This is a genomic window from Halorubrum cibi, from assembly GCF_900182635.1.
Classification (GTDB): domain Archaea; phylum Halobacteriota; class Halobacteria; order Halobacteriales; family Haloferacaceae; genus Halorubrum; species Halorubrum cibi.
Genome location: NZ_FXTD01000009.1, coordinates 96,831 through 118,747, shown reverse-complemented (window position 1 = coordinate 118,747; position 21,917 = coordinate 96,831). Strand labels below are relative to the sequence as shown.

Below are 21,917 nucleotides of genomic sequence, written 5' to 3'. Positions count from 1 at the left end.
CTCCGTCGATCAGGAACGACGAGTATATATAGAACCGCTGACCGAGTATCCGCGACGTATGGCATCCCGTACTCAACCCCTGTACGTGCTCTCGGAGGACAGCGAACGAACGCGCGGCCGCGCCGCCCAGGAGTCCAACGTGGCCGCGGGGAAGGCGATCGCCGAGGCCGTCCGCACGACGCTCGGACCCCGCGGGATGGACAAGATGCTCGTCGACTCGACGGGCACCGTCGTCGTCACGAACGACGGCGCGACGATCCTCGACCAGATGGACATCGACCACCCCGCGGCCCAGATGATCGTCGAGGTCGCGGAGTCCCAGGAGGAGTCGGTGGGCGACGGGACCACCACCGCGGCCGTGCTCCTCGGCGAACTGCTCTCGCGGGCCGAGGACTTGCTCGAGGACGACCTCCATCCGACCGTGATCGTCGAGGGGTACGCCGAGGCGGCCCGGCTGGCGGCCGAGGCGATCGACGAGCAACTGGTCGACGTCGACGACGCGGACGACCTGCTCGCGTCCGTGGCGGAGTCGTCGATGACCGGCAAGGGAACCGGCGACACCGCCGCCCACGATCTCGCCGAACTCGTCGTCGAGGCGGTCGATCGGGTCGCCGACGACGGGATCGACCGCGACTCGGTCCACGTCCACCCCCGGACCGGCGCGGCGTCGTCGGCGACGGAGCTCGTCGACGGGATCGTCATCGAGGAGGAGCCCGTCCACGACGGGATGCCCCGGACGGTCGAGGACGCCTCGGTGGCGCTCCTCGAGACGAAACTCGAGGTTCGACAGGGCGACGTCGACGCGGAGTACACGATCTCCTCCGTCGACGGACTCAACGCGGCGCTGAAAGCGGAGGACGACGAGCTACGCGGCTACGCGGACGCCCTCTCCGAGGCCGGCGTCGACGTCCTCGTCTGCCGGAAGAAGATCGACGACCGCGTGGCCGGATACCTCGCCGACGCCGGGATCCTGGCGTTCGAGAGCGTGAAGTCCTCCGACGCCACCGACGTCGCCCGCGTGACGGGCGCGAAGCGGCTCGGGACCCTCGACGACGTCGAGACCGACGACCTCGGCCACGCGGAGTCTATCGCGGTCGAGAGCGAGGGCGACGACGACCTCGTCTTCGTCCGCGGCGGCGACGCGAGCCGGGCGGTGACCCTGCTCGTCCGCGGCTCGACCGAGCACGTCGTGGACGAGCTCGAGCGCGCCGTGAACGACGCGGTCGACGCCGTCGTCGCCGCCCGCGAGAGCGGGATCGTCCCCGGCGCGGGCGCGACCGAGGTCGCCATCGCGGCGCACCTCCGCAGAGCGTCGGCCTCGGTGGAGGGGCGCAAACAGCTCGCGATCGAGGCGTTCGCGGACGCCGTCGACGCCCTCCCCCGCACGCTGGCGGAGAACGCCGGGGCGGACCCGATCGACACCCTCGTCGACCTGCGGGCGACCCACGACCGCGAGGGTCGGGCGGGCGTCGTCGCCGACGGCCGGACCGCCCGCGTCGGCGACCCCCTCGAGGCGGGGATCGTCGACCCCGCCGCGGTGAAACGCGAGGCCGTCGACTCGGCGACCGAGGCGGCGACGATGCTCCTCCGGATCGACGACGTGATCTCCGCGGAGTAGGCCGGTAGACCGAGCGGTCGCGTTCCTTTCAGCCCTACGGCCCCGCGGTCGAGACGATCTTCACCACGTCCCCCTCCGAGAGGACGTGGTCCTCGCCGATCCGGCGGTTCGACCGCGCGTCGACCGCGTGGAGGTACCCCTCGCCGATGTCGGTGTGGACCGCGTACGCGAGATCGGGGGGCGTGGCCCCGTCGGGCAGGAGGAAGGCGTCGGGGAGGACGTTTCCCGTCCCGTCGGTCCACTTGCTCGCGTCCTGGACCGGGTAGACCGTGATCCGGTCAAGCAGGTCGTAGACGGCCGCGTTCAGCGCGGACTGGACGCCGGTTCCGCCGAGTGTCTCCATCACCTCGCGGATCGACTCGAGGGCGGCGCGCTGCTCGTCGGAGACGTCGCCGGTCACCGCGAAGTCGGGGTCGCCGGGGTCGTAGGCGACGACGCCCGCCTCGGCGGCCCGGCGGAGCGCGAGTTCACCGTCGGCGGTCGCGGGGACGACGGGCTTGTCGGTCGCCTCGCGGAGGCGGTCGAGGGTCTCCGGCGGCGCGACGTCAGCCTTGTTCGCGACGACGACCATGGGCTTCGTCCGGCGGCGGATCTCGCGGGCCAGCGCCTCGCGGTCCGCGTCGTCCCAGCGTTTCGGATCGGCGGGGTACTCGAGCGTCCGGAGGACCGCCGCCACGTCGGCCTCGGTCGCGCCCACCCCGGTCAGCATCTCGGTGAGCGATGCCTCGAGGTCGAAGTCGGGCGCGCGCGAGCCCCGCTCTATCCCCTCCCAGTTGTCGTCGATCACGCCGGCGAGCCAGAGGTCCATCTCCGTCTCGATGAAGTCCACCTCGGCGACCGGGTCGTGGCTGCCGGGCTCGACGGGTTCTCCCTCGGCGTTCGTCGCGCCCGAGGCGTCGACGACGTTCAACACCACGTCCGCGTTCGTCAGCTCGTCGAGGAACCTGTTGCCGAGTCCCTTCCCCTCGTGTGCGCCGGGGACGAGCCCGGCCACGTCGAGGAGTTCGACCGGGACGTACCGCGTGCCGTCGTGACAGCGCTCGTTTCCGCAGCGCTCCTCGCGGTCGAGACAGGGGCACTCCGTGCGGACCGCGGTGACCCCGCGATTGGCGTCGATCGTCGTGAACGGGTAGTTGGCGACGTCGACGTCGGCCATCGTCGCGGCCGTGAAGAAGGTTGACTTGCCCGCGTTCGGCTTCCCCGCCAGAGCGACCGTGATCATGCTCGTGGGTCGCGGCCGCGTGAAAAGCGCCTTTCGGTCGGTCGCTTCGAGATCCCATCTGTCCTCATCGACACCTGATTCGGTTCTCTGTCGCGGTGGCGCGCCCGGGAGCGGGCCTTCGGCCCGCGACCGGCCCGCGAGGGACGCGACGACCGAAGGGAGTCGCAGCGAGGCGCTACGCGCCTCTGGCAGCCGGACGTAGTCCGGCGACGAGGCTGGGGAGGCATGAGGTGCGGGGCCGCGGGGCGGGGTGGGATTCAAAGGGGCAGTCGTGAGGGCGATGGCGGCCGAAGTAAGCACTGGAAGGAGCGAACGAAGTGAGCGACTGAAGCGCGCAGCGAGGCCCCCGAGTCCTCACGACTGGGGCTTTGCTGGTGTTCACCGAGACTCTGTGTCTCGATTTGGACGGTCCAGCGGCTGGGGCTCCGAAAGCTAAAACCGCGTCAGCAACGACACACGAATCCGGTCTATTCGCTACTTACGGGCGACGATCCGGAGCACGTCCTCGTCGGCGAGCTCGTGGCCCTTCCCGACCTGCTGGTCGTCGTGTTTGGCGCTCTCGCCGCTCACGCGCGCGAACTTGAAGCGCTCGTCGAACTCGCCGCCGATCTTCTCGCAGGCGTCGCCGACGGTAGCTCCCGAAAAAAGGATCAGCGGCTCCTCGTAGTCGACGCCGCGCCCCGGCTTGTCCATGTAGATCCGAATGAGTCCCAACTCCTTCCAGAGCCGCTCTTTGAGCCCATCCAGTCCGCGCTCCTCCTCCGCGGAGATGAAGACCACGTCGTCGGGGTCGAGCCCGCGGTCGCGAAGCTCCTCTTTGACGGTCGGAAGGTAGCTCTTGTCGATGAGGTCCGCCTTGTTGACCGCGACCATCGAGGGGAGGTAGACGCGGTTGTCCATCACGGCATCGACGAGCTCGTCGATCGTGAGGTCGTGGGGGATCGTCACCTTGGCGTTGACGTAGCCGTACTCGCGGAGCACCTGCTTGACGGTGTCCTCGGCGAGGCTCACGTCGTCACTCATCGTCACCCCGATGCCGTCCTTGTGCGTCTTCCGAATGTTGATGTTCGGCGGCTCCGCGTCGATCCGGATGTTGGTGGCGTACAGCTCCTCGCTCAGCCGGTCGTACTGTTCGATCTCGAACACGGAGAGCATGAACACGACCAGATCCGCGGTCCGGACGACCGACAGCACCTCCTTGCCGCCCCCGCGACCGCCGGCGGCCCCCTCGATCAGCCCCGGTACGTCGAGTATCTGGACGTTCGCGCCGCGGTACTTCAGCATGCCGGGGTTGACGTCGAGGGTCGTGAACTCGTAGGAGCCGACCTCGCTGTCGGCGTTGGTGAGGGCGTTTATCAGCGTGGATTTGCCCACGCTCGGGAACCCGACGAGCGCGACGGTGGCGTCGCCGTGCTTCTCGACGGCGTAGCCGTGGCCGCCGCCGGCGGAGGACTGGTTCTCCAGTTTCTCCTTTTTCTCCGCGAGCTTCGCCTTCAGCCGCCCGATGTGTGCCTCCGTGGACTTGTTGTAGGGCGTCTCGGCGATCTCCTCGCGGAGTTCCTCTATCTCTGCTTCCAGTCCCATCGATACTACCTCGGCCGCTCGACTCGTTAAAAGTGTTCCTTCGACAGCCGGGGAGACCGTGGGCCGCCGTCGGCTGCCCCGGCGGCCGCGACCGGACACGTTACCGGAGAGACATTTCGACACGGTTATCCGGAGGTCGCCCCTCGCGGCACACGTCGAATGCCAGACGCCTCGACGTTCCGTGACAGCACGCAGATCCTGGTCCCCGCCTGCGCGCTCGACGGGCTCCGCGACGGGCTCGAAGAGCGGTTCACTCTGACGATCATCGAGGCTGATAGTCGATGCCGGATCATCGGAAGCCCGGTCGAGATCAAGGACGCGAGCGCGTATCTCTGCCGTAACGGCGTCTCGCTCGCGTAGGGCCCGTACTCCCGGAGAACACGTCGGGTAGGGGGACACGCCGAGTAGAGGGACGTGTCGAGTGGAGACACGCCGGAGAACGCGGTCAACCCTGGCGAACGTGACCGTCCCCGGCCTCCAACCCCTCCTCCGCCGCTAGCCGATGACGCCGACGAGCAGCTGGACCGCGATCAACACGAGAAAGACCAGTCCGGCCGCGAACGATCCGGCGGCGACGCCGTGTGCGTTTCCGAGCCCCCGTCCGCGCACGCCGAAGTACGCGCCGAGGAAGACGAACCCGGTGACGAGCAGTCCGACGACGGCGTACAACGCGCTGAGGAGCGAGCCGGTGAAGCCCTCGACGAACGCGAAGTTCCCGACCGAGAGAACGACGAGTGCGCCGACGCCCAACGCGATGACGACGAACGCGACGGACCACACGGCCGGAGTCCGCGCGATCCCGGATAGCTGCCGTGTGAGTGCGGTATAGGTGTCTTCCGTCTCGTCCGCTCCGGGCGCGCGCTGCCCGCCGATCCGAGCGGCGGCGACGACCGTGGCCAGGACGAGCAGCCCCATCAACGCCGTACTCAAGAGGGTAAGCGAAGCCATGAATTCCTCGTTACTACCCGGTCCGGACGCGTGTACAAATAGCCTTCGTATGCGCCCCCACGCACCCTGCGGACGCCGGCGTACACAAGAGCTAAGTGCGCCATCGCCAAGGGAACGATAAGAGCTGAGAGACGAACATGATAGACCCAATAACCCTACAACAAGGGACCGACTGGCGGGCACAAGCGGAGGTGTTCGACGAGATCTTCTTCGTCTTCCTCACGCTGGGGACGGTCATCGGTATCATCGTGGTCTCGTACACGTTGTGGAACGTCTACAAGTATCGTGACGACGGCAGCGAGGCGCCGGAGGACTTCGACGCGCCGGTCGTCGGCGAGCTGCCCACCGGACAGGGCGGCCCGAAGGCGAAGAAACTCTTCCTGTCGTTCGGACTGAGCGCGATCGTCGTCATCAGTCTCGTCGTGTACGCGTATGGGTTGCTGCTGTACGTCGAGGACGGCCCCGACACGGGCGACGAGGGAGACATCGAGATCACCGTCGAGGGGTACCAGTTCGGCTGGGAGTACTTCTACCCCAACGGCCACACGGAGATGAACGAACTGATCGTCCCCGCGGACCAGCGGATCGACTTGAAAATAACCTCGAGGGACGTGTGGCACAACTTCGGATCCTCGGACTTACGGATAAAATCCGACGCCATCCCCGGTGAGACCAGCGAGACCTGGTTCACCGTGAGTTCCGAGGAAGTCCGAGAACAGGGCGGAGAGGCGACCTACCTCGTCGAGTGCTTCGAGCTGTGCGGTTCCGGCCACTCGGCGATGAAAGGGCAGATCACGGTCATTCCCCAGGACGAATGGGAGGAGTGGTACGCGGGCACCGAGGGTGACTCCGAGGGAGCCAACAGCTCGAGCGTCGAGGGTGACCTCGGCACCGCGAGCGTTACGGCGCCGGCCGTCGGAGGTGTCTCCGCATGAGCGAGCTCCCGCCGACGACCTCCGTCCGTCGCTGGCTCGTCACGACCAACCACAAGGACATCGGGATCCTCTACATGATCACGGCGCTGTTCTTCCTGCTTTTCGGCGGGGTTCTGGCGCTGCTGATCCGCGTCCAACTGTGGGACCCGGCGAACCAGGTCCTCTCCGGGCTGGCGTACAACGAGGCGGTCACCGCTCACGGCCTCATAATGGTGTTCTGGTTCCTCTCGCCGTTCGGATTCGGGTTCGCGAACTACTTCGTCCCGCTCCAGATCGGGGCTGACGACCTCGCGTTCCCGCGGTTGAACGCGCTCTCCTACTGGATGTACCTGCTCTCCGGGGTCCTCCTCGGGATCAGCTTCTTCCAGGGCGGTACCCTCAGCGCCGGCTGGACGATGTACGCGCCGCTCAACGTCCCGATGTACACGCCGAGTATCGGATCGACCGGCGCGGTCCTGGCGCTCGCGATGTTCGTCATCGGCATCACCGCCTCGACGGTGAACTTCCTCACCTCCATACACCACTCGCGTGCGGAGGGGATGGGGATCATGGACATGCCGATGTTCACGTGGTCGATGCTCGCGACGGTCTGGATGATGCTCTTCGCCTTCGCCGCGCTACTCGCCCTCGGGCTCATCCTCGCGTCCGACCGCGTTCTCGGGAGCGTCTACTTCTCGGCGACCGAGGGCGGCTCCCTGCTGTGGGGCCACCTCTTCTGGTTCTTCGGGCACCCCGAGGTGTACATCGTCTTCTTCCCGGCGCTCGGCGTCATGCTCGAGCTGTTCCAGACGTTCTCCGGCCGCCGGCTCGTCGGCCGGAAGTGGGTCATCATCGCCATCTGTCTGATCTCCGTTCAGTCGTTCCTCGTGTGGATGCATCACATGTTCCTGACGACGATCAACCTCGAGATCAAGACGCTGATGATGGCGACCACGATCGGTATCTCGCTTCCGTTCGACCTGGTCGTCTTCTCGCTCATCTACACGCTGATGAAGGGCCGCATCCAGTTCACGACGCCCTTCCTGTTCGCGTTCGGCGCGCTGCTGTTGTTCATCCTTGGGGGCATCACCGGCGTCTTCCTCGGCGCCATCGTCCTCGACTACGAGTTCCGCGGCACCTACTGGGTGGTCGCGCACTTCCACTACGTGATGTTCGGCGGCGCGACCGCGCTGTTCGGCGGGGCCTACTACTGGTTCCCGAAGATGACGGGGAAGATGTACGACGAGTTCCTCGGCAAGGTCCACTTCGTCGCCTTCTTCATCGGCTTCAACATGGTCTACGCCTCGATGTTCATCGGCTGGGAGACGCCCCGCCGGGTGTTCGAGTACAACCCCGAGTTCCAGATCTTCCACCAGATCGGGACGATCGGCGCGTTCCTGCTCGGATTCTCCTTCTTCATCATGTTCTACAACTTCCTGAAGTCGTTCGTCTCGGGTCCCGACGCGGGCGAGAATCCGTGGGACTACTCGCGGACGGCCGAGTGGGCGGTCCCCTCGCCGCCGCCGATAGAGAACTGGCCGAACCGGCCGTCGTACGCCTCCGGTAAGTTGGAGTTCGTGAAGGACTACGTCCCGGACGGCGGTCCGGCGGTCAAGGCCGACGAGAACGGCAACGCCGCCACCGACGGCGGGGACAGCCACGCGGACCACATCCGCGAGTACGCACACTGGGATAAACACCCGAGCCACGCGAGCATTTGGCCGTTTGCGCTCTCGATGGCGACGCTCGTCATGTTCCTCGGACTCTCCGGGTTCAACGACTCCATCTCTATCGGCGCCGCCGACTCGCTGGCGACCACGCCGGTGACGATCAGCAACCCGGTGTATCCGATACTGACGGTCGTCGGGCTGCTCGGACTCGTGTACACCGGTGTGAAGTGGGGCTTCGAGGACTTCTATGCGCCCCCCGCCGAGTTCGCGGAGCGCTGGCCGTTCAACGGCGTCGAGAAGGTGAAACTGGGGATGTGGTTCTTCCTCGCGTCGGACGTGATCGTCTTCGGGGCGTTCATCTCGGCGGCGGTGTTCATCCGGTATAACGCCGGCTGGCGCGAGTGGTCGCCGCTGACCGAGTCGCTGCCCGGGCTCATCAACACGTTCGTGTTGTTGACCTCCTCGTTCACCGTGATCCTCGCGTTAGTGGCCGCTCACCGCAACAGCCGGAAGGGGCTGCTCGCGTCGCTGGGAACGACGATCGTCCTCGGTCTGACGTTCCTCGCGATCAAGATGTGGGAGTGGCACCACGAGATCTACGACGTCGGCGTCACGATCGCGTCGAACTCTCACGGCGACCCGGTCCAGGCGTCGATCTACTACGTCACGACGGGACTTCACGGCGTTCACGTGGTCGGTGGGCTGTTGATCGCCGGGTTCCTGTTCTACCGGGCGTACCACGGGGCGTACTTGGAGGACGAGCGGCCGGTCGAGTACTTCGGGCTCTACTGGCACTTCGTCGACATCGTCTGGGTGTTCCTCTTCCCGCTGTTCTACCTCTTCTGAGGGAGGCGGGTCTTCTTTCGGCGTCGGAACTGCGGCGGATCTTCTTTCGGAGGGCTGGCGGCGGAGATCCGTCGTTATCGCGTTTTTTGAGGACGAATTCGTCTGAACCGGCCGTTAGATCTTGATGGCTTATATGGCGGGTGTTTCGTGAGTGGTCGAGGAGAATAGAAGAGGATCGTTGCTGGCGCGGTGAACGTCTCCAAAGCCCCAGTCGCGAGGCGGGCGCACGCTCGCTGCGCTCCTCACTCGATCGTTCGCTTCGCTCACTCTCTCGTTGCGGTGCTTACGTCGCCTGCGCCCGCCTCGCGACTGCCCCTTTGAGTCCCACCCGACCGCCCCGCAACCGCGCCTCACGCCTCCCCAGCCTCGCTGCTCACTCCGTTCGCAGCGTCCCTCGCGGGCTCCTCGTGCCCCTCCGGGGCACTCGGAGGCGCGCCACCCCTCCGGCGATCGCTCGTTCCTTCGTCTGTACTGACCGCGAGCCGATCAAAGCCTCTCATCCGCCGAGGGTTCAACGGTACGACCGAGAGCCACGGACTCACTCCGTCGAACCGACCGGCGGGTCGCCCTGGAGTTTTCGGGCGATCACGGTGAAGAGACCGAGTCCGAGGAGGTAGAGCCGCCACCCGCGTCCCGCGACCGGGAATCGTCGGTCTATCGTCTCCGCCTCGGCGAGGGCTTCCGGATCGTCCGGTTCGACCGGGTTGTTCACGTGGACCGACTGCGTGGTCCCCGTGCTGCCGGCGTCGACCCGCCGGTCGCCGGTCTCCGGATCGAGTTCGACGTCGACGAACGTCTGAACGAGGCCGTCGGCCGACGACCAGACCAACTCGCCCTCCAGTCGGAAGAAGGAGTCGTGGAGCGGCCACAGGACGTTGACGCCATCGAGGTGCGCCCAGTCGAGCGAGACGTGCGCGAAGACGTGGACGAACAGCGCGACCCAGGCGATCCGGACGCCGCGGTCGGCGAAACGCTCGCGGATGGCGGACTCCTCGCGGATCCGCGTGTCGTAGTAGATCAGGAGCGCGGCCGCCGCCGGGAACACGAAGTTGTGCCCGACGGTCCGATGCGCGCCGGACATGACCGGCCCCAGAAGGGAGTCGGCCTCGGGGAGGAGAACGATCGCGAGGACGACGGCGAGCGCCCGGCGGTCGTACGACCCTCTCAGCAACCCCGCCGCGAGCACCAACGCGAACCCGGCGTGAACGATCGAGGAGACCATCTACCGGCTCGCCTCCCCCGCGTCGCCCGCGTGGTCTCCCGTCTCGGCGCTCGCTCGCGTCCGCGGCCGGAACCGGACCGCGAGCGACGCGACCGCGCTCGCGAGGACGACAGCCTGCCAGCCGGCCTCGACGACGACGAACTCGCGTTCGGCCCCGAGCGCGAGGCCGGGCCGGCCGTCGGGGTTCACCCACGTCGGGATCGCGCGCGTCTCTGTCGTCCCCGTGCTCTCGAACGGGAGGAGGCCGGGGCCGTCGGCGGTCGCCGAGACGAACGTCTGGACGATCCCGTCCTGCGTCGAGAACAGCAGGAGGCCGTCCACGACGTAGTACGCGTCCTCGATCGGGTACAGGAGGTTCGCTCCCGGCGTACCGAACAGATCCGGAGCGACCCCGGCGGCCGCGAATCCCGCGAGCACGACCCACGCGGTCCGTACGCCCCGCCAGCCGTGGCGCTCGCGGAGGGTGGATCGCTCGCGGAGCGCCGTGTCCCAGTAGAGCAGCCCCGCGAGCGCGAGCGGGATCCAGACGTTATGGAGGAGCGTATTCGTCGCGCCCGCGACCGCGAGGCTCGCGACCGCGTCGAGGTTCGGCAGGACGGCGGCCGCGACGACGACGGAGACCGTTCGGCCGTCGAACGCCGGCCCGAGAAGCGCCGCCGCGAGGAGCGCACCGAGCGCGGCGTTGAGAAGGGTCGGTGCCATTACCGGTCCCTTCGGTCCTGCGATGATAAGCCCTCGGGCGGGAGAGGGCACGCGTCGGGTTCGGGTCCCGACACACGCCGACAAAAGGTATTCCGCCCTCGCTCTCGAACCCGCACGTGATGAAGGTCGGACTCCTCTCGGACGTCCACGCGAACCTGCCGGCACTGGAGGCGGTCCTCGAGGACATGCCCGCGGTGGACGTGATCGTCTGTGCCGGCGACGTGGTCGGCTACAACCCGTGGCCCGCCGAGTGTCTCGCCCGCGTTCGCGAGGTCGCGGCGGCGACGGTCCGCGGGAACCACGATCGCATCGTCGAGACGCCCGAACGATATCGCGCCAACCGGATGGCCGAGGCGGGCTTGGAACACGCGAAACGCGAACTCTCGTCGGAGCAACTGGCGTGGCTCCGCGAGCTGCCGCGAGCGACGCGGTTCGCGGACGGCCGCCACCATCTCGTCCACTCGCACCCCGCCCCCGACCGCGAGGACGCGTACGTCTACCCCGAGGAGTTCCCGGCGCTCGACCGGCACCTCGAGGAGCTCGCTGGCGAGGAGGACGCGACGGACCTCGAGGGCCTCGTCCTCGGCCACACCCACGTCCAGGGGGCTCGGTCGGTCAGCGGTCGGCTCGTCGTCAACCCCGGCAGCGTGGGTCAGCCCCGCGACGGCGACCCCGACGCCGCCTACGCGGTGCTCGATACCGACGCCGGCGAGGTCGACCTCAGGCGGGTCGGATACGACGTCGACCGCGTCGCCGAGGCGGTCGAACGGGCGGGCCTGCCAGAGCGGACCGCGGAACGGCTGTATCGCGGGGAATGAGACGGACCACGGAGTCGAACGGTCGGGTCACCCGAGATAGCCCGCGACGAGGAGCAGGTTTCGGACGGCCGCGAGAAGCGAGATCGCGCCCACGCCGGCGCACATCACCGCCGCGACGAGCCGGCGGCTCCCGCCCGCGACCGCGACGGGGATCCCGATGACGACCATTCCGATCGCCTTCGTGAGGAGCATCCCGCGGAGCGGGCCGAGCCACGTGATGAACGTCCGGCCGACGGGCGAGCCCTCTACGAACTCGCCGGTCGAGATCGCGAGGTACGTCGACCACACGTCGGCGACGGTGCCGACGAGCAGGAGGGCGACCGCGGCGGCGAGACGTCCCGGCACGACCGGGAGCACGCGCCCGGCGCGCATAAACTCCCTGACTGCCCGTGATCCCTGTCGGTTCCCGTTGCCCGCGGCTGGCCGATCGCCGCGCACACCTCATGGACATTTAACCCGATCCGACCCGTACAACCGCCAATGAGTGCTTCCGACGAGCAGAGGTACGACGTCGCGGTCGTGGGCGGCGGTCCGGCCGGACTGACGACGGCGCTGTACGGCGCGCGACTCGGCCACGAGACGGTGCTGATAGACCGAGGAGGCGGCCGCGCGGCGATGATGGCCGACACACACAACGTGATCGGTGTCACCGAGGAGACCTCAGGCAACGAGTTCCTCGCGACCGCCCGCGAGCAGGTGGCCTCCTACGGCGGCGACTTCGAGCGCGGCTTCGTCGAGTCGATCGAGCGGACCGACGACGGGGAGGACGGAGACGATCGGTTCCGGCTCGTCGCCGGCGACGACGAGTTCTCGGCGAAGCGGGTGGTCCTCGCGACCGGGTTCTCCGATAAGCGACCGGACCCGCCGCTGCCCCGAACGGGCAAGGGCCTCCACTACTGTCTCCACTGTGACGCGTACATGTTCGTCGACGAGCCGGTGTACGTCATGGGCCACGGCGAGGCCGCGGCCCACGTCGCGATGATCATGCTCAACGTCACCGACGACGTGGACCTGTTGACCCGCGGGGCGGAGCCGACGTGGAGCGACGAGACCGCGGCCCAGCTCGAGGCGCACCCGATCGAGGTGGTCCGCGAGGAGGTCACGGGCGTCGAGAACGACCCGGACTCGGGGTGGCTCGAGGCGCTGGAGTTCGCGGACGGCACCCGCCGGGAGTACCGCGGCGGCTTCCCGATGTACGGCTCCGACTACAACACCGCCCTCGCGGAGTCGCTCGGCTGCGATCTGACCGACGACGGCACGATCGACGTCGACGACCACGGGCGAACGAGCGTCGACGGCGTCTTCGCGGTCGGCGACGTCACCCCCGGCCACAACCAGATCCCGGTGGCGATGGGGCAGGGCGCGAAGGCCGGCCTCGCGATCCACAAGGAGATCCGCGAGTTCCCGCGCGCGAAGGAGGCCATCGCGCGCGACGGCTCCGTGAGCGACGACGAGGTGCCCGCGATCTCCCCCGAACTCCTGGCGACCGCGGTCGCCCACGAGGGACACGCCGGCGGGCCGCGAGAGTCTCCGTCGACGGAGCCGGAGGCGGCCGCGGACGACGACTGAGACGGCTCGCTCGCCCGGTCCTCACGGCTTCCCAACCGAGTCGACGAGCCGATCGACGGACGACGATGCCGACCTTTTTGATCCGCCGCGCTCGACCGTTCGTATGGGAACCATCGACGCGGACTTCTCCGGCGAGACGGTCGTGGTCACGGGGGGATCGAGCGGGATCGGCCGCGCGGTCGCGACCGGATTCGGCGACGCGGGAGCGACCGTGATCAACGCCGACGTTCGGGAAGCACCGAAGGACACCGACGCCGACGTCCCCACGCACGAGACCATCGAGGAGCGCGGCGGGACCGCCGCCTTCGTCGGGACGGACGTCTCCAAGCCGAGTCAGATCGCGTCGGTGATCGAGGCGGCCGGCGAGTTCGGCGGAGTCGACGTGATGGTGAACAACGCGGGCGTTCACCGCAGCCTCGAGTTCCTCGACGTCACCCCCGAGGACTTCGACGCCGTCCACGGCGTCAACCTCAGGGGTACGTTCTTCGGCACGCAGCTGGCCGCGCGGGACATGATCGACCGCGGCGTCGAGGGGACGATCGTGAACACGTCATCGACGACGGCCGAGCGCGCCGAGTGGAACCACTCCCACTACGCGGCGACGAAGGGCGGCATCCGGATGCTCACCCGGAGCGCGGCCCTCGAACTCGATCGACACGGGATCCGGGTGAATGCGGTCGCTCCGGGACCGATCGCGACCGAGATCCGCGAGGGCTGGTCGGAGGAGGCGAGCGAGATCGAAGACTCGGACGGACTCCCGTCCCGAGCCGGCACTCCCGCGGACCTGCGTGACGCGTACCTCTTCCTCGCTTCTGAGGGCGCGAGCTACGTGACCGGCGAGACCGTGTGGGTCGACGGGGGAGCGAGTCTGTAGGTGGTGGTTTTTCGGGAATCAAATCGTTGAGATTCTGAGACGGGAATCTCCTACGAGTTGGTAGACGCGATCCCGCTCGAGATGAAGTATCCGCAGTCCCTTCGGTCTACGACGTTAGGAGCGTTGCGGACTGCCGAGACGACGGACGATCTGTTCTGACGTGTGTCCGTCAATTGAATTCCGTGGATCGGCAAATCCAGTTCGCAACTGACGTGTCGATAGGACTGATTTATACATATTCCGTCGTGTTTATCCGTATTGTTCCGAATCCGAATGATATGGGACTTCGACGCGAGTTTTTGAGTTACGTCGGAACGGGATCCATCGGACTCATGGTCGGTTTCTATCTCGGGGCAGAGGAGCTGCTCGGGATCCAGTCGGATGACACGCCGGAGGGGGAAGCGTCCGGCGTCCGGAACTCCTCCGACGGTCAAGAGACGACGGAGGAGGAACAACAGTCGTCGGGAGACGGCCAGTCCGACGGGGACCAACAGTCCTCCGAGGAGCAGGACACGTCTGATGATCAAGACTCTACTGAGGGGGGAGACTCGGATACGTCTTCGGGCGGTGCCTTCGATATCGACGACTTCGAGGACGGGAGCGCTTCGGATTGGGATCCGGCCCCGGAATTGACGTCGAGTTTCGAACCGTCACAAGGACGGAGTTCGTCGGGTTCGTGGTCCGTCGAATTCGCCGAGGGCAATGCGGACGATAATCCGAAGTGGGAGAACGTCGGTGCCGCTGAACGACCGACGACGCTGGAAACTGCCCACGCGCTGGAGACCGGAGAGATATACGCCGACTCCTACACTGAGTGGCAGATCGACGGAACGGTCGTGTTCAGAGTCAACTACAACTGGTCGAACGGCTTCCTGGCGGTCAACGGCTCGGGAGCTCAGCCGAGCGACATCGAGGAGGGTGCGGTCGTGGCGGAGCTACCTTGGCCCTCGAGCGAGGAGTTCTTCCACGTGACGCTTGAGGAGATCGATTGGGACGAGAACGTCGTCGGCGTGGTGCGCGTGAACGGAGCCGAGCGGGCGCAGGACGTCCCGTTCTTCAACGACGCCGACGGTATCGACCGAACCACCGTGAGCATCGGCGGTAACGGAGGGAACGTGATGTTCGTGGACGACACGTCGATTCCATCAGAATAACCGGCCTCGATCGTCGTGGTCGTTCGCTGCGCGCGACTGATAGGGATCAAATCCCATTCGGCGATTCCTCTCACTTCGTTCGAGAAATGCGCCGGCCGGGACTCTCGCGAGCGAACTGGGTGAGCGAGCGGGAGTACGGGCGGCGCACGACCGAAGGGAGTGCGCCGGCCGGGATTTGAACCGGAGGAAAACGGTCCTGCTCGCTCGCTTCGCTCGCTGCGCGGGCTGCGACTTCCAGGGTTCAAACCCTCGGCGCATCCTCCCGGCACGGACTCACTCGTCGCTGTCGCTCCTCGTTCGTCATGTGCCGGGAGGATGCGCCGGCCGGGATTTGAACCCGGGCCATGAGCTTGGAAGGCTCAGGTCCTACCACTAGACCACCGGCGCGCGTCTGTTTGAATTCGGTGCCGGAATAAGGAGTTTACCCTTTGGCGTCGTCGATGTCGATCCCTGCGTACCTACGAGTTCAGTAATCGACAGGCTCTACTTCGCTTTTAACCAATTCGTATTTGAGCGAAACGCTTTTCGACGTACCATTTCAACAACGGGGTATGAGCACCTCCGATCGTCCGCCAAGCGATCCAGAATCGGTTCGAGAGCAGCTCAGCGTCGTCACACAGGAGACTCGATTCGCGCTGATCCAGGACATCCTCGGCCATCCGTCGGGACTCCCGACCCTGAAGGAACTCGATTACGTCAACCCGAGTAAGAGCCGGACGACGATCCGCCAGCACCTCCAGCAGCTCGTCGATGCCGGCATCGCCGAGGAAGTGTTTCTACCGGAGGACGAACGGCGGAACGACATGCCCTACAAGTTCTACGGCATCAGTGACGCTGGTCGGGAGTTCCTCGAAGACCACAAGCTCCTTCGAGCACGGGAGACGCTTCGAGAGATCTACGAGCGAATAGAGAAGACCAACGAGATCGAACGATACGAAACCGCCCCACGACCGGAGCGTTAGTGCCTGTTTTCGCCATGGGGAGTTCAAACCTACTACGAACGATCGACGGGTCGCGTTGGGGTTCGACCGAAGTGATCACCCGTCGACTTCGACGATCTCGCGTTCTCACCCCCTCGGAACGCTTCCCGTCGGGCGGGAGTCGTCGCCGGAGTATAACTCGGTTCCGAGCCAACTTTCACACGTGAGGTGACGCTCATGGCATACCAAACGGGGAATCCCCTGACGACCGACGTCGAGTTCGCGCTGGACGGCCCGTGGACCGCCTACTGGGTCGCGTTCCTGCGCGTCGTCACCGGCTGGTGGTTCTTCCACGCCGGCGTGACGAAACTCATCGAGAACGGGTTGGCGTTCACCTACGGTCCGGCGTACATGTCGGAGATGACCGGCACGGCGCTCGGACCCATCCCGGTCTGGATGGGGAACAACCTCGCGTGGCTCATCGAGCCCGGCGTCCCGCTGTTCGAGACGCTGATCGGGCTGGCGCTCATGGCCGGCGCGGTCACCCGGCTCGCCGCGTTCGGCGGGGCCATATTCATGGTCCTGTTCTGGATCGGCAACGCCGGCTTCGGCAACGGCCTCGTCAACGGTGACTTCATGGGCCTGCTGTTGTTCCTGACCGTGATGGTGCTGGCCGCCGGCCGGTACCACGGCCTCGACGCGGTCATCGAGCGCACCGAGTTCGTCGAACGACACCCGAAGCTGCGGTACCTGCTCGGCTGAGGAGGTGACACCCAATGACCCAACCAGACATCATCGACAGGGCGGCGATGGCGCTGAGCGCCGGACTGATGCTCACGGGGATCGTCGTACTCGGCGTGATCGAGATCCTCGCCGGGCAACCCTACAGTCCGGTCCCGATAACCAACGACGCGGGCGAGGTGGTCGCGACCCCGCTCTTCGACCCGACGCTCCGGACGGCCTTCGTCCTCGCCGGGATCGGAGTCCTCGGCCTCTACGCGGCCTACCGGCTCGTGACGCCGATGCCGGAGGGGACGGCGGATCGGACCGGCGTGACGGCCGACTGACGCCGCGTTTCGGCACGGCTCTTCCGATTCCGGTTCTACGGCCCTTCCGGTTTTACGGCTCTTCTGTTCCGGTTTTACGGCTCTTCTGACTCTCCGTCCGTCCAGGCCGCGACGGTTATCCGTCGAACCGGCGGGTCCGCGTCCCCGGCGCACGAACGGTTCCGTAGCAGTTCCCGCTCGAGACGTCGACGTCGTCGACGACGAGGTCGCTCTCCGCGAGATCCGTTTCGAACTCCTCGGGGTCGTAGACGTGGTAGTACCGGGGCACCGTCTCGCCGCCGGGGAGCGTCCAGTCGACGGTCGTGTCGAACCCTTCCTCGCGGTCGAACCGGTCGTGGGCCGTGCTCCACGCGCTCACGAGCGCGACCCCGCCCGGACGGAGTGCGCGCGCCAGTTCGTCCAGACTCCGGACCCGCGCGGATCGCGGCGAGAGGTGATGGAGCGTGGCGACGTACACCGCGAGATCGATCGCGTCCGTCGCGACCGGGAGCGCCGCCGCGTCGCCGTGGACGAACGCAGCCCGGTCGTCGAATCCGCGGTCGCGCGCCCGTCGCACCGCCTCTCGGAGCAGTCCGTGGCTGAGGTCGACGCCGACCGCCCTCTCCGCGCGGTCGGCCAGAAGTTCGGTGTGCCGTCCGTTCCCGCAGCCGACGTCGAGCGCGCGGTCGACGCGCCGTCCCTCGAGGAACGACTCGACCTCGGGCCAGGCGTACTCCCGCGTCTTCGAGAAGTGGCCGGCGATCCGGTCGTACGTCGACTGCGGGTCCATACCCGCCGGTCGGCGGCGACGGATATAGGTGCGGTGGACCCGCCCGCCGTCTCCGTCTCTCCGAGCCGCCCCGCGCTCACAGCCCGCCCATCGCCGCGAAGGCGACGAGCGTCAACGTGAGCAGGATCGCGGCGTGTTTCGCGCCGTCCTTGGCTGACCCCTCGCCGAGCTGTCCGGCGACGATCCCCGAACATACCGCCTGGATCGCCGCCGCGTGGAAGAACAATCGCTCGTACGCGTTCCCGTCGATGTCGCCGAGTCCGGCGGCGAGTCCTCCGCCGACGCCCGCCCCGCCTGCGCCCGTCCCGACGCCGGTTCCGGATCCGGACGCCGTTCCCGCGACCGACGCCTCCTCGATCGCGGGGATGAACGACACCGAAAGCGCGGCTATCACGCCGAGAAACACCAGAAACGAGATGTAGATGACGATTAGGTACGTCAACATCACCTGTCTGCGTTCCCGGCGGAGCGTCCACGTCGCCCGCGCCTCGTCGGCCGCGATCCGAAGGACGGGAGCGACGTCGCCGCTCGCGTGTATCGCGTTCGTCACGAGCACGACCGCCCGTGAGGTCATCGGCGAGGCGACCCGGTGTTCCAACCGGTGGAGCGCCGACGTCACGTCGGCGCCCCAGTCCATGTCTCGGCGGGTTCGCTCGAGGTCGGTCGTCAGCGCATCGAGGTCGGTTCCGGCCACGCGACGGATGCTTGCGACGACCGACGTCCCCGCCTCGTTGACGCTGGCGAGCCGATCGAGGAAGTCGGGTATCGCCGCCTCGATGCGACGGATCCGACGCTTCCTGATCTCGTAGACGATCGCGTATACGGCGAGGACGAACGCGGACGCGCCCACGATCGGAGCGTCGATCCGCGCAGCGATCTCCGTCGGCTCTCCCGCCGACAGCGGGTGAACGGTGGCGGCCGCACCGAGGATCGCGATCGGGACGGCGACGGCGAGGACGGCCTCCGGAGACCGCAGGACGTGTTCGACCGGCGAGCTCGCCCACGCCCGGACCGAGCGGAACCGGTCGTAGGCTCGGAGCCGCTCGCGGCTCGCCTGCCACCCGTCGGCGACGATCCCCCCGTCAGAGCGGGGCGACGAGGTCGTCGTCGCGGCTGCCGTGTGATCCCTGCGGTCTCCGGTTCCGCCCCTGTCACCGTTGCCGCCGCGGTCGTCGTCGCGACCGGCGAAGTCACCTCCGGCGGTGCGACCGTGGAGCGTCTCGGACGCGTGGATTCGTTCGGTGCCGCCGATCCCTTGGGTGATGCTGTCGACGTACACCGCGAACCCGAACGTCGCCAGCGGGACCGCGACGTAGACGACGACGCGCAGGAGCGGGAGCGTGTCCTCCAAGACGAGCCCGATCACGACGAGGATGGTGATGAAAAACAGCGGACCGGCGACGAGCGTCGTGACGTACGCCTCCGCGAACGTCGAGAGCAGCTCGAGGTACTGTTCCTGTTTCGTCTCGGCCTCCTCCTGATAGCGCTCGTACTGGTCGTTGAGGAACGCCGACAGCGACCGACCAGTCCCGAGGACCGACGCGAGGTTCTCGGCGAACTCCGAGAGGTCGTCGCTCGGTGTCCGCCGCGCGGTGTGTCGCAGCGCGGTCAACACGTCGGTCCCGAACGCGTTCATCTCGCGGACCGCGACCGACAGTTCCGTGGCGGCCTCGCCGTACACCGCCTCGTTCTCGGCGAGCGTGTCCATCACTCGGGGGAACGGCATTCCCGACCGCGAGAGCGCGTACACGAACGCCACCGTCCGCGGGAGCGTGGCGTCGATCTCCGCGGCGCGGGCGGTCGCTCGCTGGCTCAAAATCGCCCAGCGAGCGTAGTACGCGCCGGCGGAGAGCGCCGTGCCCGCGGTCGCCGAGGCGACCGCGAGGAGGACGAACAGTTCGAGGAGACCGACCTCCGTCAACCGCGTCAGTCCGGCCACGAAGGAGAGCGGGTCGGGGAGGACCTCACTCAGGCGGTCGCCGCCGACCTCGAGCGCCGTCAGGACCGCGGCCGCGAGGTAGACGCCGATCACGCCGCCGGCGACGCCGAGAACACCGGCGTAGAGCAGGGTCCGCGAGGCGTACTCCCGGTGAGTCCCCCCGACGTGAGCGGCGCGCATCAGGTCGCGCTCGCGTTGCCTGCGACCGCGGCTCGCGACGTAGTCGCCGAAGAGCGACAGCGCCAGTCTCGTGACGACCAGGTCCGCCCGCGGGACCGCCCGCGACGCCGCGAGCGCGAGACAGCAGACGACCGCGAGGACGAGCGGGATGTACGCGATCATCCGCCACCGGTCCCCGCCCGCTCCTCGAGCCGCTCCATCACCCGATCGGGATCGGCGTAGTACTCGTTAACGAGCGCCGTGAACCGCCTGTACCCGTTCACGCCGAGTTCCGAGAGCAGCTCGAGGAACCGCTCGCGGCGGTCGACCTCCCGGAGCAGCTCCGATCGGGTCCACCCGCGCTCCTCCTGTATCTCCTCGAGGAGCATCGAGTCGTTGCGTCGGAACTCGTCGGTCTCCGCTCGCCACTCGAACGCGGAGGAGTAGTCGAGCTCGCCGGTCCGTTGGTCGATCCCGCCGATCTCGCCGATGGTCTTCGCCCGCCTGACCCGCTGGTCGTCCGAGCGCGTCAGCGTCTGGACCGAGAGCATGTCGAGCGACTGGACCATCGCGCGCGGGACGTTGATCGGGTCGTTCTCGAGCCGGTTGATCACGGTCTCTATCGAGTCGGCGTGCATCGTCGAGAACGTGGTGTGTCCCGTGTTCATCGCCTGGAACAGCGTGATCGCCTCCGCGCCGCGGACCTCGCCGACGATGATGTACTCCGGGCGGTGCCGCAGCGCCGACCGCAGCAGGTCGTACATGTCGATGTCGTTGCCCTCGTGGCGTCGCTCGCGGGTGACCGACGAGAGCCAGTTGTCGTGATACAGGGAGAGCTCGCGGGTGTCCTCGATCGAGAGCACCTTCGCGCGCGGCGGGATGAACATCGAGACCGCGTTCATCGAGGTGGTCTTCCCGGAGGCGGTCCCGCCCGCGAAGATGAGGCTCTTGTTGTGCTCGATACAGAGCCAGAAGTACGCCATCTGCTCGACTGAGAACGTCCCGTACTCGATAAGGTCGATCGGGGTGAACGGCTCGTCGGCGTACTGTCGGATGGTGAACGCCGACCCACGCGGGGTGACCTCCTCGCCGAGCGCGAGCTCGGCGCGCGAGCCGTCGGGGAGCGTCGTCTCCACCATCGGGTCGCCGACCGAGACGTGCCGGCCGGACTGCTGGGCGAGCCGGATGACGTAGTTGTCGAGCTCCGCCTTCGGGAACGAGACGTTCGTCTCGACGTCGGTGTACTCGTCGTGGTAGACGAAGATCGGGAGATCGTACCCGTCACAGGAGACGTCCTCGATGTGGTCGTCGTTCAACAGCGGGTCGACCTTTCCGAACCCGCGGAAGTCGCGGTAGAGGTAGTACGCGAGCGAGTGGAACGTGTCCATCCCGGCCTCGACGCCGTACCCCTCGAGCAGCGACTCGAGTTCGGCCCGGAGCGTCTCCTCGTCGGTTCGACCGGTCCCCTCGCGGTAGAGGAGGGGGTCACGGATGTCGTCGGCGACGCGGTCGAGCAGCTCCCGCTCGAACTCGTCGAGGTCGGGCTCGACCGCGTAGTAGCGGTGTTCGCTCTCGACCTCGTCGTAGGTGATCACGACGTACGCGTACGGCGCGTTCACCCAGTAGCGGTCGACCTCGCGCTCGTCCGGCGGCGCGGTGAAGGCGGCGAGCGGCCCGTCCTCGGCCGGCCTGAACGGGCGGACCGCGAGCTCCGACCCTCGGAGCATCTCCCACGTGCGCTCGAGTCGTCGGCGGAGCGCCTCGACGGCGTCTCCGGCCCTCTCCGCGCCCGTGTCTCCCGCCGTCTGTGCGTCCCCCGCCATCGTTGTCGTACCGGTGTACACACGGCACCGAGTTAAAAGGACCTCGTCGATTATCGGATCTGCGAGTCCCCGATCGTGGGGTGCCCGTTACGTTCATAC

At 67.2% G+C, this 21,917-nt stretch carries 20 protein-coding genes and 1 tRNA gene; 11 read left to right on the top strand and 10 right to left on the bottom strand.

All coding sequences use genetic code 11. The features are described from left to right. The first annotated feature begins 58 nt into the window (after positions 1–58). The gene (thsA, locus tag FN829_RS12515; protein WP_142987303.1) at positions 59–1,618 is read left to right on the top strand and encodes a thermosome subunit alpha; all 1,560 of its coding nucleotides are present in this window, start codon (positions 59–61) and stop codon (positions 1,616–1,618) included. Between the two features lie 34 nt (positions 1,619–1,652). On the opposite strand, the gene FN829_RS12510 is transcribed toward thsA, so the two are convergent. Continuing rightward, complete coding sequence (locus FN829_RS12510) at positions 1,653–2,840, bottom strand: redox-regulated ATPase YchF (protein ID WP_142987302.1); 1,188 nt, start codon at positions 2,838–2,840, stop codon at positions 1,653–1,655. Positions 2,841–3,314: 474 nt separating this feature from the next. After that, complete coding sequence (locus FN829_RS12505; protein WP_142987301.1) at positions 3,315–4,424, bottom strand: OBG GTPase family GTP-binding protein; 1,110 nt, start codon at positions 4,422–4,424, stop codon at positions 3,315–3,317. A gap of 159 nt (positions 4,425–4,583) precedes the next feature. Between FN829_RS12505 and FN829_RS12500 the strand changes: the two genes are divergently transcribed. Continuing rightward, on the top strand, positions 4,584–4,784 hold the full coding sequence (locus FN829_RS12500) for a VNG_1110C family protein (RefSeq protein ID WP_142987300.1): 201 nt from the start codon (positions 4,584–4,586) through the stop codon (positions 4,782–4,784). 135 nt (positions 4,785–4,919) lie between these two features. Here the strand turns inward: FN829_RS12500 and FN829_RS12495 are convergent, their stop codons facing one another. Beyond that, positions 4,920–5,372, bottom strand: a complete 453-nt coding sequence (locus tag FN829_RS12495; protein ID WP_142987299.1) for a hypothetical protein — start codon at positions 5,370–5,372, stop codon at positions 4,920–4,922. 137 nt (positions 5,373–5,509) lie between these two features. On the opposite strand from FN829_RS12495, the gene coxB reads away from it, so the two are divergent. Together coxB and FN829_RS12485 are read left to right on the top strand one after the other, a co-directional pair. Further along, the gene (gene coxB, locus FN829_RS12490) at positions 5,510–6,307 is read left to right on the top strand and encodes a cytochrome c oxidase subunit II (RefSeq protein WP_142987298.1); all 798 of its coding nucleotides are present in this window, start codon (positions 5,510–5,512) and stop codon (positions 6,305–6,307) included. Next, entirely contained in the window at positions 6,304–8,802 is a 2,499-nt protein-coding gene (locus tag FN829_RS12485) for a cbb3-type cytochrome c oxidase subunit I (RefSeq protein WP_142987297.1), read from the top strand. The genes coxB and FN829_RS12485 overlap by 4 nt, the downstream gene beginning before the upstream one ends. 538 nt (positions 8,803–9,340) lie before the next feature. Here FN829_RS12485 and FN829_RS12480 read toward each other — a convergent pair. Further along, positions 9,341–10,024 (bottom strand): metal-dependent hydrolase, encoded by a 684-nt coding sequence (locus FN829_RS12480; protein WP_142987296.1) that lies wholly within the window; start codon positions 10,022–10,024, stop codon positions 9,341–9,343. Continuing rightward, positions 10,025–10,726 carry a hypothetical protein gene (locus FN829_RS12475; RefSeq protein ID WP_142987295.1) on the bottom strand — a complete coding sequence of 234 codons (702 nt, stop codon included), beginning with the start codon at positions 10,724–10,726 and terminating at the stop codon, positions 10,025–10,027. It lies immediately after the preceding gene. A 119-nt stretch (positions 10,727–10,845) separates the two neighbouring features. Here FN829_RS12475 and FN829_RS12470 point away from each other — a divergent pair, with 119 nt between their 5' ends. Beyond that, positions 10,846–11,544 (top strand): metallophosphoesterase family protein, encoded by a 699-nt coding sequence (locus FN829_RS12470; protein WP_142987294.1) that lies wholly within the window; start codon positions 10,846–10,848, stop codon positions 11,542–11,544. Positions 11,545–11,571: 27 nt separating this feature from the next. On the opposite strand, the gene FN829_RS12465 is transcribed toward FN829_RS12470, so the two are convergent. Next, complete coding sequence (locus tag FN829_RS12465; protein ID WP_142987293.1) at positions 11,572–11,889, bottom strand: hypothetical protein; 318 nt, start codon at positions 11,887–11,889, stop codon at positions 11,572–11,574. 135 nt (positions 11,890–12,024) lie between these two features. Here FN829_RS12465 and FN829_RS12460 point away from each other — a divergent pair, with 135 nt between their 5' ends. The 3 genes from FN829_RS12460 (at position 12,025) to FN829_RS12450 (ending at position 15,141) form a co-directional block, all read left to right on the top strand. Beyond that, positions 12,025–13,113, top strand: coding sequence for an NAD(P)/FAD-dependent oxidoreductase (locus tag FN829_RS12460; RefSeq protein WP_142987292.1), 1,089 nt, complete (start codon positions 12,025–12,027; stop codon positions 13,111–13,113). Positions 13,114–13,216: 103 nt separating this feature from the next. Continuing rightward, positions 13,217–13,987 (top strand): SDR family NAD(P)-dependent oxidoreductase, encoded by a 771-nt coding sequence (locus FN829_RS12455; RefSeq protein WP_142987291.1) that lies wholly within the window; start codon positions 13,217–13,219, stop codon positions 13,985–13,987. Between the two features lie 278 nt (positions 13,988–14,265). Continuing rightward, entirely contained in the window at positions 14,266–15,141 is an 876-nt protein-coding gene (locus FN829_RS12450) for a hypothetical protein (protein WP_142987290.1), read from the top strand. A gap of 316 nt (positions 15,142–15,457) precedes the next feature. On the opposite strand, the gene FN829_RS12445 is transcribed toward FN829_RS12450, so the two are convergent. Then, positions 15,458–15,528: transfer RNA gene (locus tag FN829_RS12445), tRNA-Gly, on the bottom strand. 164 nt (positions 15,529–15,692) lie between these two features. Here FN829_RS12445 and FN829_RS12440 point away from each other — a divergent pair. From FN829_RS12440 to FN829_RS12430, 3 genes are all read left to right on the top strand, one after another. Next, positions 15,693–16,103, top strand: coding sequence for a helix-turn-helix domain-containing protein (locus FN829_RS12440; protein WP_142987289.1), 411 nt, complete (start codon positions 15,693–15,695; stop codon positions 16,101–16,103). A gap of 195 nt (positions 16,104–16,298) precedes the next feature. Further along, positions 16,299–16,823: a DoxX family protein gene (locus FN829_RS12435; RefSeq protein ID WP_142987288.1), complete on the top strand. Its 525-nt coding sequence runs from the start codon at positions 16,299–16,301 to the stop codon at positions 16,821–16,823. A 14-nt stretch (positions 16,824–16,837) separates the two neighbouring features. Continuing rightward, positions 16,838–17,128, top strand: coding sequence for a hypothetical protein (locus FN829_RS12430; RefSeq protein ID WP_142987287.1), 291 nt, complete (start codon positions 16,838–16,840; stop codon positions 17,126–17,128). Positions 17,129–17,243: 115 nt separating this feature from the next. Here FN829_RS12430 and FN829_RS12425 read toward each other — a convergent pair whose 3' ends face one another. From FN829_RS12425 to FN829_RS12415, 3 genes are all read right to left on the bottom strand, one after another. After that, entirely contained in the window at positions 17,244–17,897 is a 654-nt protein-coding gene (locus tag FN829_RS12425) for a class I SAM-dependent methyltransferase (protein WP_142987286.1), read from the bottom strand. A 76-nt stretch (positions 17,898–17,973) separates the two neighbouring features. After that, positions 17,974–20,178, bottom strand: coding sequence for a type II secretion system F family protein (locus tag FN829_RS12420; protein WP_142987285.1), 2,205 nt, complete (start codon positions 20,176–20,178; stop codon positions 17,974–17,976). Next, positions 20,175–21,818: a type II/IV secretion system ATPase subunit gene (locus FN829_RS12415; protein ID WP_142987284.1), complete on the bottom strand. Its 1,644-nt coding sequence runs from the start codon at positions 21,816–21,818 to the stop codon at positions 20,175–20,177. Before FN829_RS12415 ends, FN829_RS12420 begins: the two co-directional genes overlap by 4 nt. Positions 21,819–21,917: the final 99 nt, after the last annotated feature.

Bases quoted from the DNA above. Each gene is read 5' to 3' on its own strand.
- thsA (WP_142987303.1), top strand. From the start codon at position 59: ATGGCATCCCGTACTCAACCCCTGTACGTGCTCTCGGAGGACAGCGAA.
- FN829_RS12510 (WP_142987302.1), bottom strand. From the start codon at position 2,840: ATGATCACGGTCGCTCTGGCGGGGAAGCCGAACGCGGGCAAGTCAACC.
- FN829_RS12505 (WP_142987301.1), bottom strand. From the start codon at position 4,424: ATGGGACTGGAAGCAGAGATAGAGGAACTCCGCGAGGAGATCGCCGAG.
- FN829_RS12500 (WP_142987300.1), top strand. From the start codon at position 4,584: ATGCCAGACGCCTCGACGTTCCGTGACAGCACGCAGATCCTGGTCCCC.
- FN829_RS12495 (WP_142987299.1), bottom strand. From the start codon at position 5,372: ATGGCTTCGCTTACCCTCTTGAGTACGGCGTTGATGGGGCTGCTCGTC.
- coxB (WP_142987298.1), top strand. From the start codon at position 5,510: ATGATAGACCCAATAACCCTACAACAAGGGACCGACTGGCGGGCACAA.
- FN829_RS12485 (WP_142987297.1), top strand. From the start codon at position 6,304: ATGAGCGAGCTCCCGCCGACGACCTCCGTCCGTCGCTGGCTCGTCACG.
- FN829_RS12480 (WP_142987296.1), bottom strand. From the start codon at position 10,024: ATGGTCTCCTCGATCGTTCACGCCGGGTTCGCGTTGGTGCTCGCGGCG.
- FN829_RS12475 (WP_142987295.1), bottom strand. From the start codon at position 10,726: ATGGCACCGACCCTTCTCAACGCCGCGCTCGGTGCGCTCCTCGCGGCG.
- FN829_RS12470 (WP_142987294.1), top strand. From the start codon at position 10,846: ATGAAGGTCGGACTCCTCTCGGACGTCCACGCGAACCTGCCGGCACTG.
- FN829_RS12460 (WP_142987292.1), top strand. From the start codon at position 12,025: ATGAGTGCTTCCGACGAGCAGAGGTACGACGTCGCGGTCGTGGGCGGC.
- FN829_RS12455 (WP_142987291.1), top strand. From the start codon at position 13,217: ATGGGAACCATCGACGCGGACTTCTCCGGCGAGACGGTCGTGGTCACG.
- FN829_RS12450 (WP_142987290.1), top strand. From the start codon at position 14,266: ATGGGACTTCGACGCGAGTTTTTGAGTTACGTCGGAACGGGATCCATC.
- FN829_RS12440 (WP_142987289.1), top strand. From the start codon at position 15,693: ATGAGCACCTCCGATCGTCCGCCAAGCGATCCAGAATCGGTTCGAGAG.
- FN829_RS12435 (WP_142987288.1), top strand. From the start codon at position 16,299: ATGGCATACCAAACGGGGAATCCCCTGACGACCGACGTCGAGTTCGCG.
- FN829_RS12430 (WP_142987287.1), top strand. From the start codon at position 16,838: ATGACCCAACCAGACATCATCGACAGGGCGGCGATGGCGCTGAGCGCC.
- FN829_RS12425 (WP_142987286.1), bottom strand. From the start codon at position 17,897: ATGGACCCGCAGTCGACGTACGACCGGATCGCCGGCCACTTCTCGAAG.
- FN829_RS12420 (WP_142987285.1), bottom strand. From the start codon at position 20,178: ATGATCGCGTACATCCCGCTCGTCCTCGCGGTCGTCTGCTGTCTCGCG.
- FN829_RS12415 (WP_142987284.1), bottom strand. From the start codon at position 21,818: ATGGCGGGGGACGCACAGACGGCGGGAGACACGGGCGCGGAGAGGGCC.